General features: G+C 67.5%; 14 protein-coding genes, 1 pseudogene and 1 riboswitch. Of the genes and pseudogenes, 9 read left to right on the top strand and 6 right to left on the bottom strand.

Annotation, left to right across the window (positions count from 1 at the left end; genetic code table 11):
- Positions 1-449 precede the first annotated feature (449 nt).
- From ACZ7LV_RS24900 to ACZ7LV_RS24880, 5 genes are read left to right on the top strand one after another with little or no spacing between them, the layout of a single operon-like run.
- On the top strand, positions 450-2,894 hold the full coding sequence (locus tag ACZ7LV_RS24900; RefSeq protein WP_471942298.1) for an ATP-binding protein: 2,445 nt from the start codon (positions 450-452) through the stop codon (positions 2,892-2,894).
- Complete coding sequence (locus tag ACZ7LV_RS24895) at positions 2,891-4,570, top strand: DEAD/DEAH box helicase family protein (protein WP_471942296.1); 1,680 nt, start codon at positions 2,891-2,893, stop codon at positions 4,568-4,570. The genes ACZ7LV_RS24900 and ACZ7LV_RS24895 overlap by 4 nt, the downstream gene beginning before the upstream one ends.
- A complete protein-coding gene (locus ACZ7LV_RS24890; RefSeq protein ID WP_471942294.1) occupies positions 4,567-5,202 on the top strand; it encodes a hypothetical protein in 636 nt (211 codons plus the stop codon). The genes ACZ7LV_RS24895 and ACZ7LV_RS24890 overlap by 4 nt, the downstream gene beginning before the upstream one ends.
- A 28-nt stretch (positions 5,203-5,230) precedes the next feature.
- A complete protein-coding gene (locus ACZ7LV_RS24885; protein ID WP_471942292.1) occupies positions 5,231-5,665 on the top strand; it encodes a very short patch repair endonuclease in 435 nt (144 codons plus the stop codon).
- Positions 5,666-5,720: 55 nt separating this feature from the next.
- Entirely contained in the window at positions 5,721-6,974 is a 1,254-nt protein-coding gene (locus ACZ7LV_RS24880) for a DNA cytosine methyltransferase (RefSeq protein WP_471942290.1), read from the top strand.
- A gap of 366 nt (positions 6,975-7,340) precedes the next feature.
- Here ACZ7LV_RS24880 and ACZ7LV_RS24875 read toward each other — a convergent pair whose 3' ends face one another.
- The 5 genes and pseudogenes from ACZ7LV_RS24875 to ACZ7LV_RS24855 all read right to left on the bottom strand — a co-directional run bounded on the left by ACZ7LV_RS24875 (position 7,341) and on the right by ACZ7LV_RS24855 (position 12,762).
- Complete coding sequence (locus ACZ7LV_RS24875; protein ID WP_471942288.1) at positions 7,341-7,691, bottom strand: hypothetical protein; 351 nt, start codon at positions 7,689-7,691, stop codon at positions 7,341-7,343.
- A 251-nt stretch (positions 7,692-7,942) separates the two neighbouring features.
- A pseudogene (locus ACZ7LV_RS24870) lies at positions 7,943-8,330 on the bottom strand (transposase family protein); the annotation flags it as partial.
- A gap of 293 nt (positions 8,331-8,623) precedes the next feature.
- Positions 8,624-9,454 (bottom strand): snapalysin, encoded by an 831-nt coding sequence (gene snpA / locus ACZ7LV_RS24865; RefSeq protein WP_471942286.1) that lies wholly within the window; start codon positions 9,452-9,454, stop codon positions 8,624-8,626.
- A 788-nt stretch (positions 9,455-10,242) separates the two neighbouring features.
- Positions 10,243-10,494 carry a hypothetical protein gene (locus tag ACZ7LV_RS24860; RefSeq protein WP_471942284.1) on the bottom strand — a complete coding sequence of 84 codons (252 nt, stop codon included), beginning with the start codon at positions 10,492-10,494 and terminating at the stop codon, positions 10,243-10,245.
- An 834-nt stretch (positions 10,495-11,328) separates the two neighbouring features.
- A complete protein-coding gene (locus ACZ7LV_RS24855; protein ID WP_471942282.1) occupies positions 11,329-12,762 on the bottom strand; it encodes a tetratricopeptide repeat protein in 1,434 nt (477 codons plus the stop codon).
- 340 nt (positions 12,763-13,102) lie between these two features.
- Positions 13,103-13,286, top strand: a riboswitch (cobalamin riboswitch).
- Between the two features lie 34 nt (positions 13,287-13,320).
- On the opposite strand from ACZ7LV_RS24855, the gene ACZ7LV_RS24850 reads away from it, so the two are divergent.
- The 4 genes from ACZ7LV_RS24850 to ACZ7LV_RS24835 are packed head-to-tail and all read left to right on the top strand — an operon-like array spanning position 13,321 to position 15,999.
- Positions 13,321-14,028: an energy-coupling factor ABC transporter permease gene (locus tag ACZ7LV_RS24850; RefSeq protein WP_471942280.1), complete on the top strand. Its 708-nt coding sequence runs from the start codon at positions 13,321-13,323 to the stop codon at positions 14,026-14,028.
- On the top strand, positions 14,025-14,393 hold the full coding sequence (locus tag ACZ7LV_RS24845) for an energy-coupling factor ABC transporter substrate-binding protein (protein ID WP_471942278.1): 369 nt from the start codon (positions 14,025-14,027) through the stop codon (positions 14,391-14,393). Before ACZ7LV_RS24850 ends, ACZ7LV_RS24845 begins: the two co-directional genes overlap by 4 nt.
- Positions 14,394-14,398: 5 nt before the next feature.
- A complete protein-coding gene (gene cbiQ / locus ACZ7LV_RS24840) occupies positions 14,399-15,148 on the top strand; it encodes a cobalt ECF transporter T component CbiQ (RefSeq protein WP_471942276.1) in 750 nt (249 codons plus the stop codon).
- Entirely contained in the window at positions 15,145-15,999 is an 855-nt protein-coding gene (locus ACZ7LV_RS24835; protein ID WP_471942275.1) for an ATP-binding cassette domain-containing protein, read from the top strand. The genes cbiQ and ACZ7LV_RS24835 overlap by 4 nt, the downstream gene beginning before the upstream one ends.
- Before the next feature lie 251 nt (positions 16,000-16,250).
- Here the strand turns inward: ACZ7LV_RS24835 and ACZ7LV_RS24830 are convergent, their stop codons facing one another.
- The gene (locus ACZ7LV_RS24830; RefSeq protein WP_471942273.1) at positions 16,251-16,517 is read right to left on the bottom strand and encodes a hypothetical protein; all 267 of its coding nucleotides are present in this window, start codon (positions 16,515-16,517) and stop codon (positions 16,251-16,253) included.
- Between the last annotated feature and the right edge of the window lie 81 nt (positions 16,518-16,598).

The following is a 16,598-nucleotide window of genomic DNA, read 5'->3' as shown; positions in this document are numbered from 1 at the left end:
GCTGAGAACGTGGCAGAGAGCCACTCGTGCCCCCTGCGTGCCCGATGAGGGGGTACCGGACGGGGGACAACGGGGAGTCTCGGCAACCAGTTCAGAAACGCGCAGGTCACCGTCTCGCCAGGTCAGCACGCACCCGCATACGCGATCTCCCAAACTGGTACCCCAGGGCCGGGCAGCAGCGCTTGGCTGAGCCATTCAGACTCCGCCGCCCGCGCGGGCTCCGCTCGCACGACGGCGGAACCCAACGAGACTGTGCAGTGCACCTACTGACGGTGGCGAGCAGCGCAACTCATCGCGGACCCGTCACAGTCCGAGGTTCCAACATCACAGACTCCACTCACCGGAGCGCCGCGAGTGAGTAACCTTGCCGCAAGCATGGTGGAGGCGGTGCTGCCAGGGGTGTGGGACTCAAGTGGGCAGTGTCCAGGGCCGAAGACGGAGGGGTTTGCGTGTCAGTTGGCGCCAGCGAGGCATACGCAGAGAGCCTGGACCTGACACCGTCGCCACGGCTCCTTGAGGTACTGGGCGACATCCCCTACAAACCGTGGCAATGCCTCGCGGAGCTGATCGATAACGCATTTGACGACTTCCTGTCAGATGACGATCGAGATGTGAGCGACCCCCCCTATGTTCGTGTCACGTTGCCGAAGTCCGGCACCACCCGCGAGGGCGACGAGATCGTGTGTGTGGCGGACAACGGGCGCGGCATGGGTCTGGAGGCATTCCAACTCGCACTGCGCGCTGGTTACAGCCAGAACAGCCGGTACGGAAGCCTGGGACTGTTTGGCATGGGGTTCAACATCGCGACGGCTAATCTGGGATCCGTTACCGAGGTACGGACTACCCGATCAGGTGACCGCGAATGGCTGGTTGCGGAAATCAACTTCCTTGAGATGCAGCAGCATGGTGAATTCAAGGCCCCGCTGCGGCGTGAACCCAAGGATGACCCCACGATGCACGGGACCGAGATCACTGTGCGTCAACTGCGGCCCGACACACGAACCGCCCTGCGTCGCCCGCAGCTGCCTTCCACCATCCGGGAGCAACTGGGCAAGGTCTACTCCTATTTGCTCCGCGGCGGGGACGTTCTTCCAGAGCTTCCCGGGGCCGAACTTAAGGGGCGAGGCTTTCGGCTGTTCGTCAACAACACGCTTGTGCGGCCGCGCTTGCCGTGTGTCTGGGACGCCCAGCGATCGGTGACCTATCGAGGTACCGACGTGAAGGCGATCCAACCGATTAATATCTCCTTGCCCTCAGCGTGGGCGTGCCAAGACTGTGGTCACTGGCACCGCATATCTCTAGAGACCTGCGTCGAGTGTGGCAGCGCGAACCTTGAGCTTCGAGAACGCCGGATCATCGGCTGGGTGGGCATCCAGCGCTATTTGCACACCAGCGACTTTGGTATCGACTTCCTCAGGAACGGGCGGAAGATCCTCATCTCCGATCGAAGTCTCTTCGAGTGGGAGCACCCCGACACAGGGGAAACTCTGACCGAGTATCCGATCGAGCTCGGCGCTACGGTGGGCGGCCGAATCGTGGGCGAGATACATCTCGACCATGTGCCCGTGACCTACCAGAAGAACGACTTCAAAAGAGATTCCCGGGACTGGATCACCGCCGTCCACAAAATTCGCGGCGAGGGCCCCCTTCAGCCGAACAAGGCGAAAGCGTATGGGTACTCGCCGAACGACTCGTACGTGGGACGTCTGTTCAACGCCTTCCGCAGAAATGAACCGGGCCTCAAGAACCTTGTACCTGGGAATGGCGAGAACTCGCTTCACGAGCTGGCAAGGGAGTGGGCAGGCTCGTTCCGTAAGGGGCTCGCCGAATTCCTCACCGACGAGAAATGGTACGAGGCCGCGCGACAACACGATGAGATCAATGAGATCAAGCGGGGTCGACGCCCAGCCCCTCCCGGGGGCGGAGCCAGCACCCCGCCGCCGTCGCGTGGTTCCGCCCACAACACTCAAGAGCAGTCTGATGATCTGCTCAGCCGCACGGGGCTCGGGCTAGGGAACTCCTCTGCCAGCACGACGAGCAGCTCCCCGGACGCCACCACGCCGCCGCCCCAGCCGGAGACGGAGGATGAGCGCTTCGCCAGATACCGTACCGGGGCACGTAGGCTGACCGACCTCAGTGGAGCGGTGTCCGTGGCCACCCTGGGTCGGCGCATGGTCACGGTGTACGTCACACCCGAGCCACTCCTGGACCATTCGGGCCGGCCGACCCCGTGCGTGTCGCACACCCTGCGCGGCAACGCAATTGAGGTGTTCGTTCACGGAGATCATCCGGTGTTCAGGGAGTTCGGGCGCGATCCCCGCGACTACGCGATCATCGAGATCGCAGAGGCGCTACGCGCACTTGCCAGCACCGATGACAGCGCCGCACGTGTCGCTGCCGAGGTCACCCAGCAATTCCCGGATCAGCGGTTTACCGACGCGGCTCTACGAGAGCGGGCGAGCGCCCTGCTCGGCCGGGTGCGAGAGGGCATCCAGCGGGTCGGCGCTGCCCGTGCCGCCTCCCTGTGGGCGAGCCTCCCTACCACGGAGAAGCAGGCTGCGGAGAAGCACGCCGCCGGAGCGGACCCCCGATTGGTATGGCCCGTAGCTACCGAGAACGGCGACTTCATCGCACACATCACCGCCGAGGGCATCGCCGCGATCATCCGTGCCCATCCCGAGCTGGTGATGGATGGCGCCGTCTTCTCCACGACCTGGTCGACGTGGAACGACCCCGACGCTCGCGATGCCCAGGTCGAGCGCCTTGGGCGACTGCTTGAGGTGACGGGATCATTCCTGAGCAACATCAGTGGTAAGACCCGCCTCGATCTCGCGATGATGCGCATGACACTCGACGTGATCGAAGAAGAGATAGCCGATGAGGAGTCGACGTGAGCTCATCCTTCATGGCTCCCGATTTCCTTCTGGACATCGGTCCTGCGGCCTTTCCACGGCAGGTTGAGCGGCTCATGCTGCACCTCGGCTTCACCGATGTAGTCAACGTCGATGGTCCAAACGATCACGGCGGCGATATCCTCGGGACGCTCAACGGCCAGCGCTGGGTCTTCCAGGCCAAGTGGAAGGCGCGCGGCACGGTGGCACCGAGCGCGATCGACGAGGTCATCAACGCGAAAGCGTTCTATCGGACGCACCGAGCGGCGGTTGTCACCAATGCCAGATTCGGCCCGAAGAGCGAGGAACGGCGCGAAGCGCTGCGCCGAGTGGGCCATCCGATCGAGTTCTGGTCGGGGCGCGAGCTGGTCGACCTGTACAACAGCGATCAGTTGTGTGCCGAACGGCTACCGGAACGCCCCCTGCGCGAGTATCAGGCCAAGGCTTTTGAGCGGCTCGTGGAGGACCTGGAGGGCACGGGCCGTGCCCTGTTGATCCTCGCGACCGGCTTGGGGAAAACGGTGATCGGAGGGGAGATTGTCGCACGCCATCTACGCCTTCACCCATCCGACAAGATCCTTGTCGTCGCCCATACAAAAGATCTCGTTGAACAACTAGAGCGCGCACTCTGGTTCCACGTGCCCAAGGCCGCGCGCACCCAGCTGCTGACTGGCGACCATAAACCGGATGATCTCCGCGGCATCACGTGCGCCACGGTGGCCACCGCGCTCACTTACGTGCGCAGCGGTTACAAGCCTGCGCTGGTCATGGTGGACGAGGCGCACCATGTGTCCAAAGATGGATACTTCGCCGAATTGCTCGACCGCTTGGCCGACGTGCCTCGACTTGGAGTGACGGCAACGCCCTGGCGCGGAGACCGCTTTGACATCCGGAACAGTTTCGGCGAGCCCAGTTATACCCTGGGTATCGACGGCGGCATGAGGCTCGGCTACCTCGCTGAAGTTCGCTACCGGCTCTTTACGGACAATATCGACTGGGATTTCGTCCACACGGCAAGCCAACACAACTACAGCGTAAGAGATCTGAACGCCCGGCTGTTTCTACCCGAACGCGATGAAGCTATCCGCGATCGACTCATCGAGACGTGGGCGCATATCAAGGAACCCCGGGCCGTGGTATTCTGCCGCACCGTCGAGCATGCCGAGCGCCTAGCCAAACTACTCAACCAAGTCCCCCAGTGGAAGAACGTGAAGGCGGTCCATGCCGGCCTGGATCGCAGGGATCGACAGCTGCGGCTCATGGCCTTCCGCCAGGGCGAGATCCCGATCATCACCGCTGTCGACATCCTCAACGAAGGGGTCGACATCCCGGACGTCAACATCCTGTGCTTCGCGCGCGTCACACACAGTCGACGCATCTTCGTCCAACAGCTTGGCCGCGGGCTGCGGCTCCGCGAGGGAAAGAGCCACGTCGAGACCCTGGACTTCGTCAGCGACATCAGAAGAGTTGCGGCGATCATGAGCCTTCGCGAGCAAGTCTCCGCAGACGAATTCGAAACGCTGCGACTGGCCCCGACGGGCACACGCTTTGAGTTCACTGACGCTCGGGCGGAGAGCCTCATGCAAGAATGGATCAAGGACGCAGCGAGTCTGGAGACCGCCCTCGACGAGCACCGCCTCCAATTCCCCGATCCCGAATCACTGCTTGGGCAAGCATGAGTGAAATTCCGGAAGCCGTCCGGCGCGAGGTAATCAGAGATATCTATCGCAAAGCGGACGAACTGGGTTGGGACGGCCTCAGCGCGGTAGACCGCACTGCTTGGTACGACCGCTGGGTTGACGACGAGAAGTTGGGCGGCGTTCTGACCCGCTACATGCCCCGCGAGCGTGCGCGCATGTGGATCAAAGACGTGCCGATGAAGCATTACAACCGGGCACGCAGCGGGATCGGACCGTACGCGGACCTGGTGGGCACGCCGCTCCCGAGCGCCTACGACATAGCCCGGATCGCTCTGGGAGAGGACTGGACGGTGCTGGGCGGAACCTTGCAGGAGAAGCCGAACCGGTGCCAAGTGACCGACGGCCGCCGCCAGATGCTGATGATCTGGGGTAACCCACGAAACCTCAAGAGCCTGGTATGGGCCGGCCTCAATGCGCGCGTCGACGGGCTACCGTCCCCTGTCGCAGTCATCAACCTGCTGCAAGGAGAACGCCTCACCGAGAGCGAGCGGCGGCGTTATGAGAAGGTCTGCCAGCTCGCTGGTCTCGACGTCCGGGTGATCACCACACGTGCGACCCGGACGACGTCCGCGAACCGGGAGGCACCAACACTGCGGCTACCAGACAGCTAAACTCATTCACGAACTTGGAGGTGCGGCCGTGCGCGATCCCGCTGTGACGAGCCGCATCATGGCGGCTGTGCGGAATCGGGACACCAGGCCGGAGGTCGCACTCAGGAGCGCACTGTGGCGTCGTGGCCTGCGCTACCGTATCCGAACCACGCTTATGGGCAAGCCTGACATCACCTTCCCCGGGGCGAAGCTAGCTGTGTTCGTGGACGGCGATTTCTGGCACGGTAACGCCTGGCGAATCAGGGGACTACCCAGCTTCGAAGCGCAGTTCGACCGCATGAACAATCCGGACTTCTGGCGCGCTAAACTACTCAAGAACATGACACGGGATGCCGAGGTAAATTCGGCACTCATTCAAGCTGGTTGGACTGTCTACCGAGTCTTCGAGTCACGGTTGAAACGAGACCTCGACGAAGTCGTGGAGGAAATCTTCCAGATAGTCCGCGCCGGGATGCCACGGTGACCAACCATCGAACAGGCGTTATCCGGTCTCACTCAAGCTATGACAAGGAGTCTAGATGCCACGGTCGGTAGAATTGTTCGCTGGCGGTGGCGGCATGGCCATAGGAATGTTCAACGCGGGTTTCGAGCACGAGCAATTGGTCGAGAAAGACCCGCGAGCGTGCCACATTTTGCGAACGAATGCGGACCGTTCTCCGGATCTATGGAAACGAGAACACGTTCGCGAGACTGACGTCCGTACGTGGCTAAAGGAGGTTCCCAGTCTCGGACTGGAAGGCATCGATCTAGTGGCTGGCGGCCCTCCCTGTCAACCTTTCTCGATCAGCGGAGCTCACGCGGGCGAGAACGACGAAAGGAACATGTTCCCGGCCTCCGTAGAATCCGTGCGTGTCCTCCGACCCAAATGCTTTGTGTTTGAGAATGTACCCGGACTGCTACGCCCCTCTTTCAAACCCTATTACGACTACATCGCTGATTGGCTGACCAAGCCGTCTGTCAGGCCAAGAAATCAGGACGAGGATTGGACAGCCCACCACGAACGCATCCTCAAGACGAAACGACCTGGTCTCTCCTATAGAGTCCACCAGCAGGTGATCGACGCCGCCGATATTGGCGTGCCTCAGGCGCGCAAACGAGTCTTCCTGGTTGGCATTAGAACAGATCTACCCGGTGTGGACCGATGGTCTGCCGTGCAACCAACGCACACTAAGGACCAATTGCTTCGTGAGCAATGGATCACAGGGACATACTGGCAGCGACACGAGATCGAGAAGCCGAAGATTCCGGAACAGTATCGATCCCGCGTCGAACTGTTGCGTAGCACAGGCGATTGGGCAGAAAAGGAAGTCGCATGGCGAACAACTCGGGACGCAATATCCGATCTGCCGTCGCCGAAAGATGATGTCGATATCCCCACCGTTCTAAACCATCGGGGTATCCCCGGAGCACGGGTCTACGACCGCCATCGCGGCGGATGGATTGACTGGCCCGCCAAGACACTCAAAGCCGGCGTCCACGGTGTCGCAGGCGGCGAAGCCATGATCCGCTTCCACGACGACTCCGTCCGCTACCTCACGGTGCGAGAGTCCGCCCGAATCCAAACCTTCCCGGATGACTACGAGATTCCCGGCACAAGGACGGCGGCCATGCGCGCACTCGGAAACGCGGTAGCCGTTGAGGTCGCGGCAGAGATTGGCCGACGCCTCCGGCTGGTACTCGACGACGAAGCACACAGCGGCAGCGGTGGTTCAGCCCGGGCCGTAGCGCAGCATCGGCTAGCGGCTGACGGAAGCGGTCAGCAACTCTGCTGATGCAGCCGCTCGGGCACCAGGATGAGCCGCATGTCGAGTCCGTGGACTATTGGTGGACTGGTCACCCGTTCATCGGTGCGTGAAGCGGCCGTGGCCTGCGCACATGTCCGAGACCGAAGGGGCCTCCGGAGCCGTGTGCGCAGGTTCGAATCCTGCCGGGGGCACCCGTTATGAGTTGCCCAAAGACCCCGTCATCAGCGAGACGCTGAGGACGGGGTCTTCGCGCATGTGCAGGCGTATGCAGCCCGAAGCGGCCCCTGTCGAGGTCTGTGGACGAGGCGTGCACAGGGCCTGGGACATTGCCGCAGGTGAGCCAGCAGAAACGACGTGGCACCCGGACAGATCACTAGGAGCCATGCGCGCGGCTCAGTGATCACGATTGGTCTCGCGAACCAGGCTGCCATCTCCTTCGTAGAGCTCCAGGGAGTACCTCAAACCAAAGCGGCTGAGTAGGCCGTCGAGCTCGTCGAAACGCTGCGGGTCGACGACACCGTTCAGCAGAACGCTTGCGTCCTCGATCGAGTCGACCTCCAGTTGGCACCAGCTGGTCTCCACCTCGTAGCTGTGCCAGGAGGACGACCTCGAACTCCATCCCGCCCTCGCGAAGTGCTGGGCCACCGCGGAGGCATCACGGCAATTGTGTAGAACCCCGCATATGTTGTTGCCGACCTCTACCCATTCAGGATCGAGGTCCCGGCCATCGTGGGATATGTCCACGCCGGAAGTATGGTGCCCCAGACCCCGTGCAATCACTCGTATTCGCGCAGCAGGTCCTCGATACGCTCGTGGGTCTGCCGCCCGTCGATGCCCTTGGCGTGGCGGGTCAGCTCTTCCGTTCCGCGGGCGGCGGGACCTGGGTCCAAGCCTGACGATGGCGAGTAACGCTGTACGCCTGCTCAACCCGCTCGGCCGTCAGCACCCCTGAAAGCGGCTCCAGTACCGCCAACTCACGCTCCCTGTATACGCTCTCAGCGTTGCCGCTCCAGGGTGAGGATGGCTTTGACGATTGTCGTCGTGTGGTTTGGGCTGGATCGAGGTCTGCGGGAAGATCCGGCAGGACTTCAGGCGGCGACGCCGCGTCCGACCGGTGCCCGTGCCGCGGCCAGCACCCGGTTGGCGGTCTTCTCGGTGAGGGCGCGTTCCTGCAGGCGCCTGCGTTTGATGCCCGTAGTCCCCCCGAGGCCGCCGCCCTGGTAGGCGAGATCGGCCAGGACGGGGACGCCCTATGGCTCGCAGATTCGGGTGATCCGGGGTGCGGGCGGCGGTCAGGTCGTGTGTCCGGCCCGGCAGTGCGGGTGAGAGTCACAGCAGCCGGCCGCCCGGATCAGTCACGACCTGCACGTTCACCCCGTGTCGGGGTTGAGGCCCCCACGATTGCGGGGGCAGCCACAGACGGGTCGCACTCGCCGTACCGGTCCACGCGGGCGAGCAACTCGTTGGCGAAGTCCCCTCGCGTCCGCTGACCGAGGAAGTGGTCCGTGCCCTGAACTCGGAGGTAGCCCTGGCTCAGCTCGCGGAGGACCTCGCGGAGATCGGCTATCCGACGAGCGGGGCGCCCGTAGGCACCCACTGCGGGTGACCTGACCTGCCGCGGGGCCGCCGACGTCGATGGACATGTCCTTCGCCGGCCGCCCCGCCTGCGGGCGTGATCAGTTCCAGGGTGTGCGGTGGTGCGGGTGCCAGGGGCCGGGACCCGGGGCTGTGGGGCGTGTCGGCGGGGCGGTGGTCATGGGGCCGGGCGGCTGGATTTCCGGGGCCGGGGGCGCGGGGGGTGCCTGTGGTGCGGTGTTCGGGTCTTCGGTGGGCTGGTTCTCCGTGCCCGGGGCCTGGGCGACTCCGTCACCCCACAGTTCGTCGACGCGGGCGCGCTCGGTGGCGTTCGGGTAGCGGTTGGTGCAGGACGGGCCCGCGCCGCCGCCCGACATCAGCTCGCTGCACGGCCCGCTGTAGTTGTCCGGCAGGCCCAGGACGTGCCCGGTCTCGTGGGTGACGACGCGGATCGAGTCGTTCTGCCGGGTCTGGGTGTGGTCGAGGAAGATGTAACCGCGTCCTTGGCCGTTGGTTTCGGCGTGGGACCCGCGGCGGTCGTTGCCCTCGTAATAGGAGAAGTCGGCGGCGCTGCTCGACGCCTCCTCGAGCCTGACGTTGGACTCGGAGCTGTTCCAGATCTCGGCCGCGCTCGATATCTGCGAGCGGTAGCTCGGTGCCTTGGAGGCGTCGTAGTAGAGGGTCACCGCCTGCCCGCTGGTCTGGGCGGCGGGCTTCTCGGCGGCCGACTTGAGCACGGCCTCGAAGAACGCCTTGTTGTTCGAGGCCTCCTCGGCCGATCCGTCGTACCGCGCCACGGAGGTGTCGGCGGAGTCGGACGGGCCGGTGGCCGTCAGGGCGCTCGCCGGCGCCGCCGCACCCAGCGCGCTGGACGCCAGGCCCAGGCCGAGAGCGGCGGCGAGGAATCTCGGGGACCTTCGGGACGACTTCATGTGGGGGGCTCCAACTGACTCGGTGACGCCGAGCGCCACAGTGCGCGGTCGACTCGGCGTGAGCACCGGTTCCGAACTGCTGCGACGTCCTGTGGGGCGCCATTCTTAGAACGGCTCGACAGGGTGCGCAATGGGGTCCACTACGACGTCGCTTCGTAGGTGTCGGGGCCTCGCCGGGGCGGTACGCGGGCCGCCGGGGTGCGCACGGCAGTAGGAAGGGAACCTTTTGCTCCGTCAAAACCCTTATTGCGCACGGCAGTCGGTGCGCGGATCGGCGGGCCGGGATTCCGGGGCGCGCGACGGGGTTCGCATCCTGGTCAAGACGGACAAATGCTTAGATGTCCGCCATGCTGCCTCTACTAAGCGCACCGGTTGATTCGAGAAGCGCTGTGACTGACGTCACGAAATAATGGGCTTACGCGTCTTTTGCGCCCCACTGGCCCGCAGCACGCGCTCGTCGAGCCTCAGCCCCCTGATGTTCGAACCCCAAAGCCTCCCCCAAGGCCTCCCGCAAGGCCGCGATCAGCGCGCTCATGGATCACGGCGCGGAGATCCTGTCTCTTCTTCAGGCGCGCTCGGCGCCGGCGGACGGGGCAGTGAAATGCCGCGCGTACCGCTTTCCCGCGCAACCGTCAGGTCGTCGGTCGTCGGGCGTCACAAAGGCCCCGGACCGGTGAGGTCCGGGGCCTTCGCACCCACTTCGAGACGAAACGCAAGCGGCCACTCATGGGCGGGCGCCGGGTTCGGGCCCGGGCGCCGGAGCCCGTGCGGTGAGCTAGGTGACTCGGTTAACGGTCGTCGTCACAATCGGAACCGATGTCGGTGAACTGAGCGCCTGGGCTGCCCTCACCGTTGATCAGGTTTCCGCCCAGGCCGTTCAGGATGCCCACCTGGCCCAGGATGTCGATGTTCAAGTCATGGGATCTGCATCCGCCGCCGTGCGGGCCTTGCGCTTCCACGGCAGTGGCGGTGCCGATACCCATGAAACCCACACTGCTTATGATGACGGTCGCGACAGCGGCCTTGTGAAACCTGCGCATATCTCCTCCTTGGGCCGGACAGGGAGCGCCACTCGAAGATCCACTCAGCGCTCTCATCGGAGGCTAGATCGACTTCTCGCGCGGCGCTCATCGGGAAGGCCATCCAGGGGTTCTGAGGCTCCGTCGGCCACGGATGGGCGCGGGCCGGCCGGCCGGTACTCCCGATGCAGCAGCCGCCTCGGCATCGCCGCTGGCAGGAGCGGTCCGCTCCGCCGCGCTCGGCCCATGGCCGGCCCGCATGCGCCACCCCTGCGTGGAGGCTGATCGACCGTCACCCGTGTGCGCGGCCGTCTCGTCCACCGACGGCCTGCGCGACCGTGTGGCTCTGGCCCCCGCGCGGCCCGCCGTCCGGAACTGGCGGGCCCGCACCTGTGAGGGTGCCGCGCGGGGTACCCGGAACCTACGCCTCCACTTGTCGAAACGGAAGACCCTGGCCTCCCTCACGCTCGATGATCTTGGATCCCTGCGAGGTACGGGTCGGTCCGCATCAGGTGGGTGACCCGCGGGACCCTGCGGTGCTCCCGCACCGGTGCGTACGCTCGCCCGCCTGTCCGTGCGGGGTGCGGAGCGGTCGAGGCAGGCGCTGTGCGGCACCGCCGAGTCGATGTCGGCCGCGGCCGTGCGGAACATCGCGAAGAGCCGGCCGATGTCGTCGCGAGGGTGTGGGTCGGCCGCGGCGGCGGGGTGTGGACCCTCCCGGGGCTCGACCCCCTCGCCGCCGGCCGGTCAGCAGTTGGTCAGCGGCCTGCCGACGTCGTCGCGAAGGTGAGGGTCAGCCGCGGCGGCGTGGGCGTGGACCACCCGCCCGGGTCAGTCCCCCACGCCGCCGGCCGGTCAGCGGTGGGTCAGCGGCCTGAATGCGTTGCGCACGTCGGACGCGGAGTCGTCGACGTACCGGTTCCTCGGTGGGTTGTCTTCGTCGCCCCAGGTCAGGTACGACAGGACCGCGGGGCAGCTGGATCCGCTGATCTGGACCGTGCGCCGGGAGACGAGCTTGCCGGTGCGCACCTCGTAGACCCGTACCGGGATCGCGATCCGGTGGAAGGTCACGTACGTGATGGTGCCGGACCGCTGGCTCTGGTACGGGCACGTCTGGACGGACGTCCCGAAGTCCTCCTCGCCCACGCACACGATCGCCGCCGCGCGCGCGGCGTCGGTGGCCTTCCAGTTGCCGGGGAGCTGCTTGGTGTACTCGGTGTTGCCGAAGTACATCGCCCGGTTGGTGCCCTTGCCCAGGGGCTTGGCGGCGCTGTACTTGGCCGGCTGGGAGCAGTACTCGGGTTGTTCGTCCTGCGTGCCGGACAGCAGGGAGCGGACGTTGTCCAGCTCGATGGCCTGCGTGGCCTTGGTGACGCCGGTGCGGGCCCGGCTCTGCAGACCGTCGTCGGGATACTCGTCGAGCAGCTGCCTGTAGTGCGCCCTTGCGGCCTGCCAGTCGTCGCCCTGCATGAGGGTGTCACCGCAGGCGACGAGCGCGGCGGGCGCCACGCGGTCCGCGGTGGACGCGGACCGGTCGAGCTGGTCGCGGGTCGCCTCGCGGTCGCGGAGCCAGTCGGTGACGCCGACGGTCCCGCAGGCGTCGTCCGTGGGCAGTCCGTCGAGGAAGCCGTCGAGGACCGTGCCGACGGTCCGCTCGTTGCCGGGTTCGCGGAGCACGGAGGTGAGGATGCCGAAGCCCCGCTCCAGTGCCTCGGTGTCGTTGCCCAGGCCTCTGTCCAGCAGCACCTCGGCCGTTCCCAGGTTCCGGCAGTCCTCGACCACCTCGTCACCCCGGGCGCTGACCGGGGCGCCGGCCACGCGGTGCCCGGCCCACACCTCGTCCTGGGCCCGGAACACCGCGGCGCAGTCGCCCTTGTCGCGGGCCTCGGTGACGTCCTGTCCGATGCGCAGGGCGTCGTACCGCAGGAGTCCCACCGCCAGCAGCACCGGCACGGTGACGCAGAGCGCGATCAGGCGCTGCCTACGGGACGCGGCGCGCGGGACGCCGCGGCTCGCGAGGAACCAACCGTGGGCCACGAGCGCGACCCACCACACCAGCGCGGCGATCTCGTAGCCCCACGCGGCGGTGGCGGCGAGCAGCGAGACGAGGACGACCGTGCCCAGCAGGGACAGTACGGCGAGTCCGCGGCGTCCGAGCAGCCAGTAGCCGACGCCGAGCAGGGAGGCGTTGCCGAGGGCGGCGGCCAGCGGGTCGTGGTGGTGGACGCGGGGCGGCTCGGGCGGCCGTGGCGGTGGTGCGAAGGGTGTGGTGTAGGTCGGTTCTTCCATCGTGCTCTCCCCCTGGTGTGAGTGGTTCCCCGTGCAGCCGTCGGTGCCGGAGTCACCGGCTCCCGGTTCCGGTGCCGGCGCCACCGGGACCCCGGTTCGGCGTGCCCCCCGGTCGGCGAACTGCCTCTCAACTCACTTATTTCCCCACGCCGTTGCTGTCCAGCCGTTCGGCGCGCCCTTTATCGGGCCACCTTCGGGGAGCGGCCCCGAACCGGCCCCGAACCCGGCCCCGAACCCGGCGTCGACCAGCGGCGCCGGCCCCGCGCGCCGCCTCGGCGCGCCGCGTGACCAGCGCCTTCGCGCCCCCGATGCGCCGCTTGTCACCACCCCCGCGGGCGCACTACTGTCGCCACGCCTTGGTGAACGGGAAATCCGGTGCGATACCGGTGCGGCCCTCGCCACTGTGATCGGGAAGTCCGGCTCCGGCCCTCAGGGGCAGCCACTGGGTCCTAGTGACCCGGGAAGGCGGAGCACGGGCGGTGTCACCCGTCAGCCAGGAGACCGGCCGAGGCACGTTGTACACCATCCACGAGGTGCTGGAGAGGGTCTGCTGAAGCCATGCACATAGCCGAGGGTTTTCTGCCTCCGGCGCACGCGATCGCCTGGGGTGCCGCGTCCGCGCCGTTCGTCGTCCACGGAGTCCGTTCCCTCACCCGTGAGGTCAGGGAACATCCCGAGAGCACCCTGCTGCTCGGCGCCTCGGGCGCCTTCACGTTCGTCCTGTCGGCCCTGAAACTGCCGTCCGTGACCGGAAGTTGCTCGCATCCCACCGGCACGGGACTGGGCGCCATCCTGTTCCGGCCGCCGGTCATGGCGGTGCTGGGCACCATCACCCTGTTGTTCCAGGCGCTGTTGCTGGCGCACGGCGGACTGACCACGCTCGGCGCCAACGTCTTCTCGATGGCGATCGTCGGCCCCTGGGCCGGGTACGGCGTCTACCGGCTGCTGCGGCGCTACGACGTGCCGCTGATGGTCGCCGTGTTCTTCGGCGCGTTCGTCGCCGACCTGTCCACGTACTGCGTCACCAGCGTCCAGCTGGCGCTCGCCTTTCCCGACCCGAGCAGCGGATTCCTCGGCGCGCTCGGCAAGTTCGGCTCCATCTTCGCGGTCACGCAGATCCCGCTCGCGGTGAGCGAGGGGCTGCTGACGGTGCTGGTGATGCGACTGCTCGTGCAGTCCAGCAAGGGGGAACTGACCCGGCTGGGCGTGCTGCTCACCAAGGGGACCCGCGGCGAGAACGCCGACGCGAAGGCGGTGGCCCGATGAAGCGCCACACGAGGACCAACCTCCTGCTGCTGCTCGCGGTCGTCGCCCTCGCGGTGCTTCCGCTGGTGCTCGGCCTCGGCGACCACAAGGAGGAGCCGTTCACCGGCGCCGACGCCGAGGCGGAGACGGCGATCACCGAGCTGGACCCGGACTACGAGCCCTGGTTCGCTCCGCTGTACGAGCCGCCGTCCGGTGAGATCGAGTCGGGGCTGTTCGCCCTCCAGGCAGCGGTCGGCGCGGGCGCGCTCGCGTACTACTTCGGGGTCCGGAGGGGCCGTCGCCAGGGTGAGGCCCGGGCCACGGAGCGGCAGGGCGCGGCGCGGGTGTCCGGGGCCGACGGTGTCGACGGGGCCGAAGGGGCCTGAGCCTCGTGCTGCCGATCGACGCGGCGGCGCACAGCAGTCGCTGGCGCCGCCGCCACCCCCTGGACAAGGCCGTGCTCGGGCTGGGCCTCACGGTGCTGGCGATCTCGCTGCCGCCCTGGCCAGGAGCGGCGCTGGTGCTGGTGACGGCGCTGGCCGTGCTGCTCGGGCCGGCGGGCGTGCCGTGGCGGCGGCTGTGGCTCGCGTACCGCGTGCCGCTGGGCTTCTGCGTCACCGGCGCGCTGCCGTTGCTGGTGCGGGTCGGGGGGCCGGGCGGGTTCGTCGGTCTCGCGGGCGGCGGCGCGGTCCGTGCCGGGGAGTTGCTGCTGCGGACCTCGGCGGCCTCACTCGGCGTGCTGCTGTTCGCGTTCACCACCCCGATGTCCGACCTGTTGCCCCGCCTGGTGCGGGCCGGCGTGCCCGCGCCCGTGGTGGACGTGGCGCTGGTGACGTACCGCATGAGCTTTCTGCTCCTCGACTCGGTGCGCCGGATCCGCGAGGCGCAGGCGGCGCGGCTCGGGCACACCACGCGCGCCGCCCAGTGGCGGTCGCTGGCCGGGCTGGGCGCCACGGCCTTCGTGCGCGCGTTCGACCGGGCGAGTCGCCTGCAGGCCGGGCTCGCCGGGCGCGGTTACGACGGCACCCTGCGCGTCCTGGTGCCCGAGGCCCGCGTCTCCGTGCCGTTCACGGTCGTGAGCGTCGCGCTGCTCGGGGCGCTGACCGCCCTCACCTTCGTACTCGAAAGGCCGCTGTCATGAGCGAGGCCGCCCCCCTGGTCGCCCTGCGCGACGTGTCGTTCGCCTACGAGGACGGCCCGGCCGTGCTCACCGGCCTCGACTTCGAGGTGCGCGAGGGGCGCGCGCTGGCGCTGCTCGGGCGCAACGGCAGCGGCAAGACCACGCTGATGCGGCTGCTCAGCGGGGGACTTCGGCCGCGGGCCGGGGAGTTGACGGTGGACGGCGGCACGGTGTCGTACGACCGCAAGGGGCTGACCCGGTTGCGGACCACCGTCCAGCTGGTGGTGCAGGATCCGGACGACCAGCTCTTCGCCGCCTCGGTGGCGCAGGACGTGTCCTTCGGGCCGCTCAACCTGGGGCTCGCGGACTCCGAGGTGCGGGCGCGGGTGGACCTGGCGCTGGCCGCGCTGGACATCGCCGCGCTGGCGGACCGGCCCACGCATCTGCTGTCGTACGGGCAGCGCAAGCGGACCGCGATCGCCGGGGCCGTCGCCATGCGGCCGCGGGTGCTGATCCTCGACGAGCCGACGGCCGGGCTCGATCCCGACGGCCAGGAACGGCTGCTCGCCACCCTGGACGGGTTGCGCGCGAGCGGTACGACGGTGGTGATGGCCACCCATGACGTCGACCTGGCGCTGCGCTGGGCCGACGACGCGGCCCTGCTCACCCCGTCCGGCGTCCGCACCGGCCCGGCACCCGAGAACCTGGCGCGCACCCACCTCCTCCGGGAGGCGGGCCTGCGCCTGCCGTGGGGTGTCGCGGCGGCGGAACTGCTGCGCGGCCAGGGCCTGTTGGCCGGTACGGCGCCGGGCCCGCGCACGGCGGAGGAACTCGCGACGCTGGCGGCGACACAGGCGGAGCAGGCCGGGTAGGCCGGGAGGCCGGGTAGGCCGGGAGGCCGGGTAGGCCGGGAGGCCGGGTAGGCCGGGAGGCCGGGTAGGCCGGGAGGCCGGGTAGGCCGGGAGGCCGGGAGGCCGGGTAGGCCGGGAGGCCAGGAGGCCAGGAGGCCAGGAGGCCAGGAGGCCAGGAGGCCAGGAGGCCAGGCAGGCCAGGCAGGCCGACGGAGGTCGCCGCCCGGTTGCGCGAGGCGGGCGCTGCTGTCGGGGCGCTGCCCCGCGGGTCCTCAGTCGCCCGGGGCGTCGGTGTCCTTCTTGCGGCGGGCGAGGAGCGTCGTACCCGCGACCACGGCACCGATCGCGCCGACCTTGGCCGCCTGGTAGACGGCGTGGTCGCCGCCCGGGCTGCCCGGCAGGTCCAGGAAGGCCCAGGCCGCCACGGCGACCCCGATCAGCACCAGGACCAGCCCGCCGACCGTGCCCATCCCCGCCCACCAGGCGTCTGCGGGGACGTCCTGGTCCCGCGTCTCGTTCTCCTGCTGCCCGGATCGCATCGCGTCCCGCTCCGTTCGGTCAGTTCGTCAGTTCGGTCAGTTCGGTCAGTGCACGAACATGACTACCTGAACGGGCGGGAG

This window comes from Streptomyces sp. NPDC107562 (assembly GCF_055657325.1).
This window is presented reverse-complemented; position numbering and strand designations above follow the sequence as displayed.

What these genes read in the sequence shown, in the direction of transcription:
- ACZ7LV_RS24835 (WP_471942275.1), top strand. Translation starts at nt 15,145, where the DNA reads ATGAGCGAGGCCGCCCCCCTGGTCGCCCTGCGCGACGTGTCGTTCGCC.
- ACZ7LV_RS24860 (WP_471942284.1), bottom strand. Translation starts at nt 10,494, where the DNA reads ATGCGCAGGTTTCACAAGGCCGCTGTCGCGACCGTCATCATAAGCAGT.
- ACZ7LV_RS24845 (WP_471942278.1), top strand. Translation starts at nt 14,025, where the DNA reads ATGAAGCGCCACACGAGGACCAACCTCCTGCTGCTGCTCGCGGTCGTC.
- ACZ7LV_RS24890 (WP_471942294.1), top strand. Translation starts at nt 4,567, where the DNA reads ATGAGTGAAATTCCGGAAGCCGTCCGGCGCGAGGTAATCAGAGATATC.
- ACZ7LV_RS24880 (WP_471942290.1), top strand. Translation starts at nt 5,721, where the DNA reads ATGCCACGGTCGGTAGAATTGTTCGCTGGCGGTGGCGGCATGGCCATA.
- ACZ7LV_RS24855 (WP_471942282.1), bottom strand. Translation starts at nt 12,762, where the DNA reads ATGGAAGAACCGACCTACACCACACCCTTCGCACCACCGCCACGGCCG.
- snpA (WP_471942286.1), bottom strand. Translation starts at nt 9,454, where the DNA reads ATGAAGTCGTCCCGAAGGTCCCCGAGATTCCTCGCCGCCGCTCTCGGC.
- ACZ7LV_RS24850 (WP_471942280.1), top strand. Translation starts at nt 13,321, where the DNA reads ATGCACATAGCCGAGGGTTTTCTGCCTCCGGCGCACGCGATCGCCTGG.
- ACZ7LV_RS24830 (WP_471942273.1), bottom strand. Translation starts at nt 16,517, where the DNA reads ATGCGATCCGGGCAGCAGGAGAACGAGACGCGGGACCAGGACGTCCCC.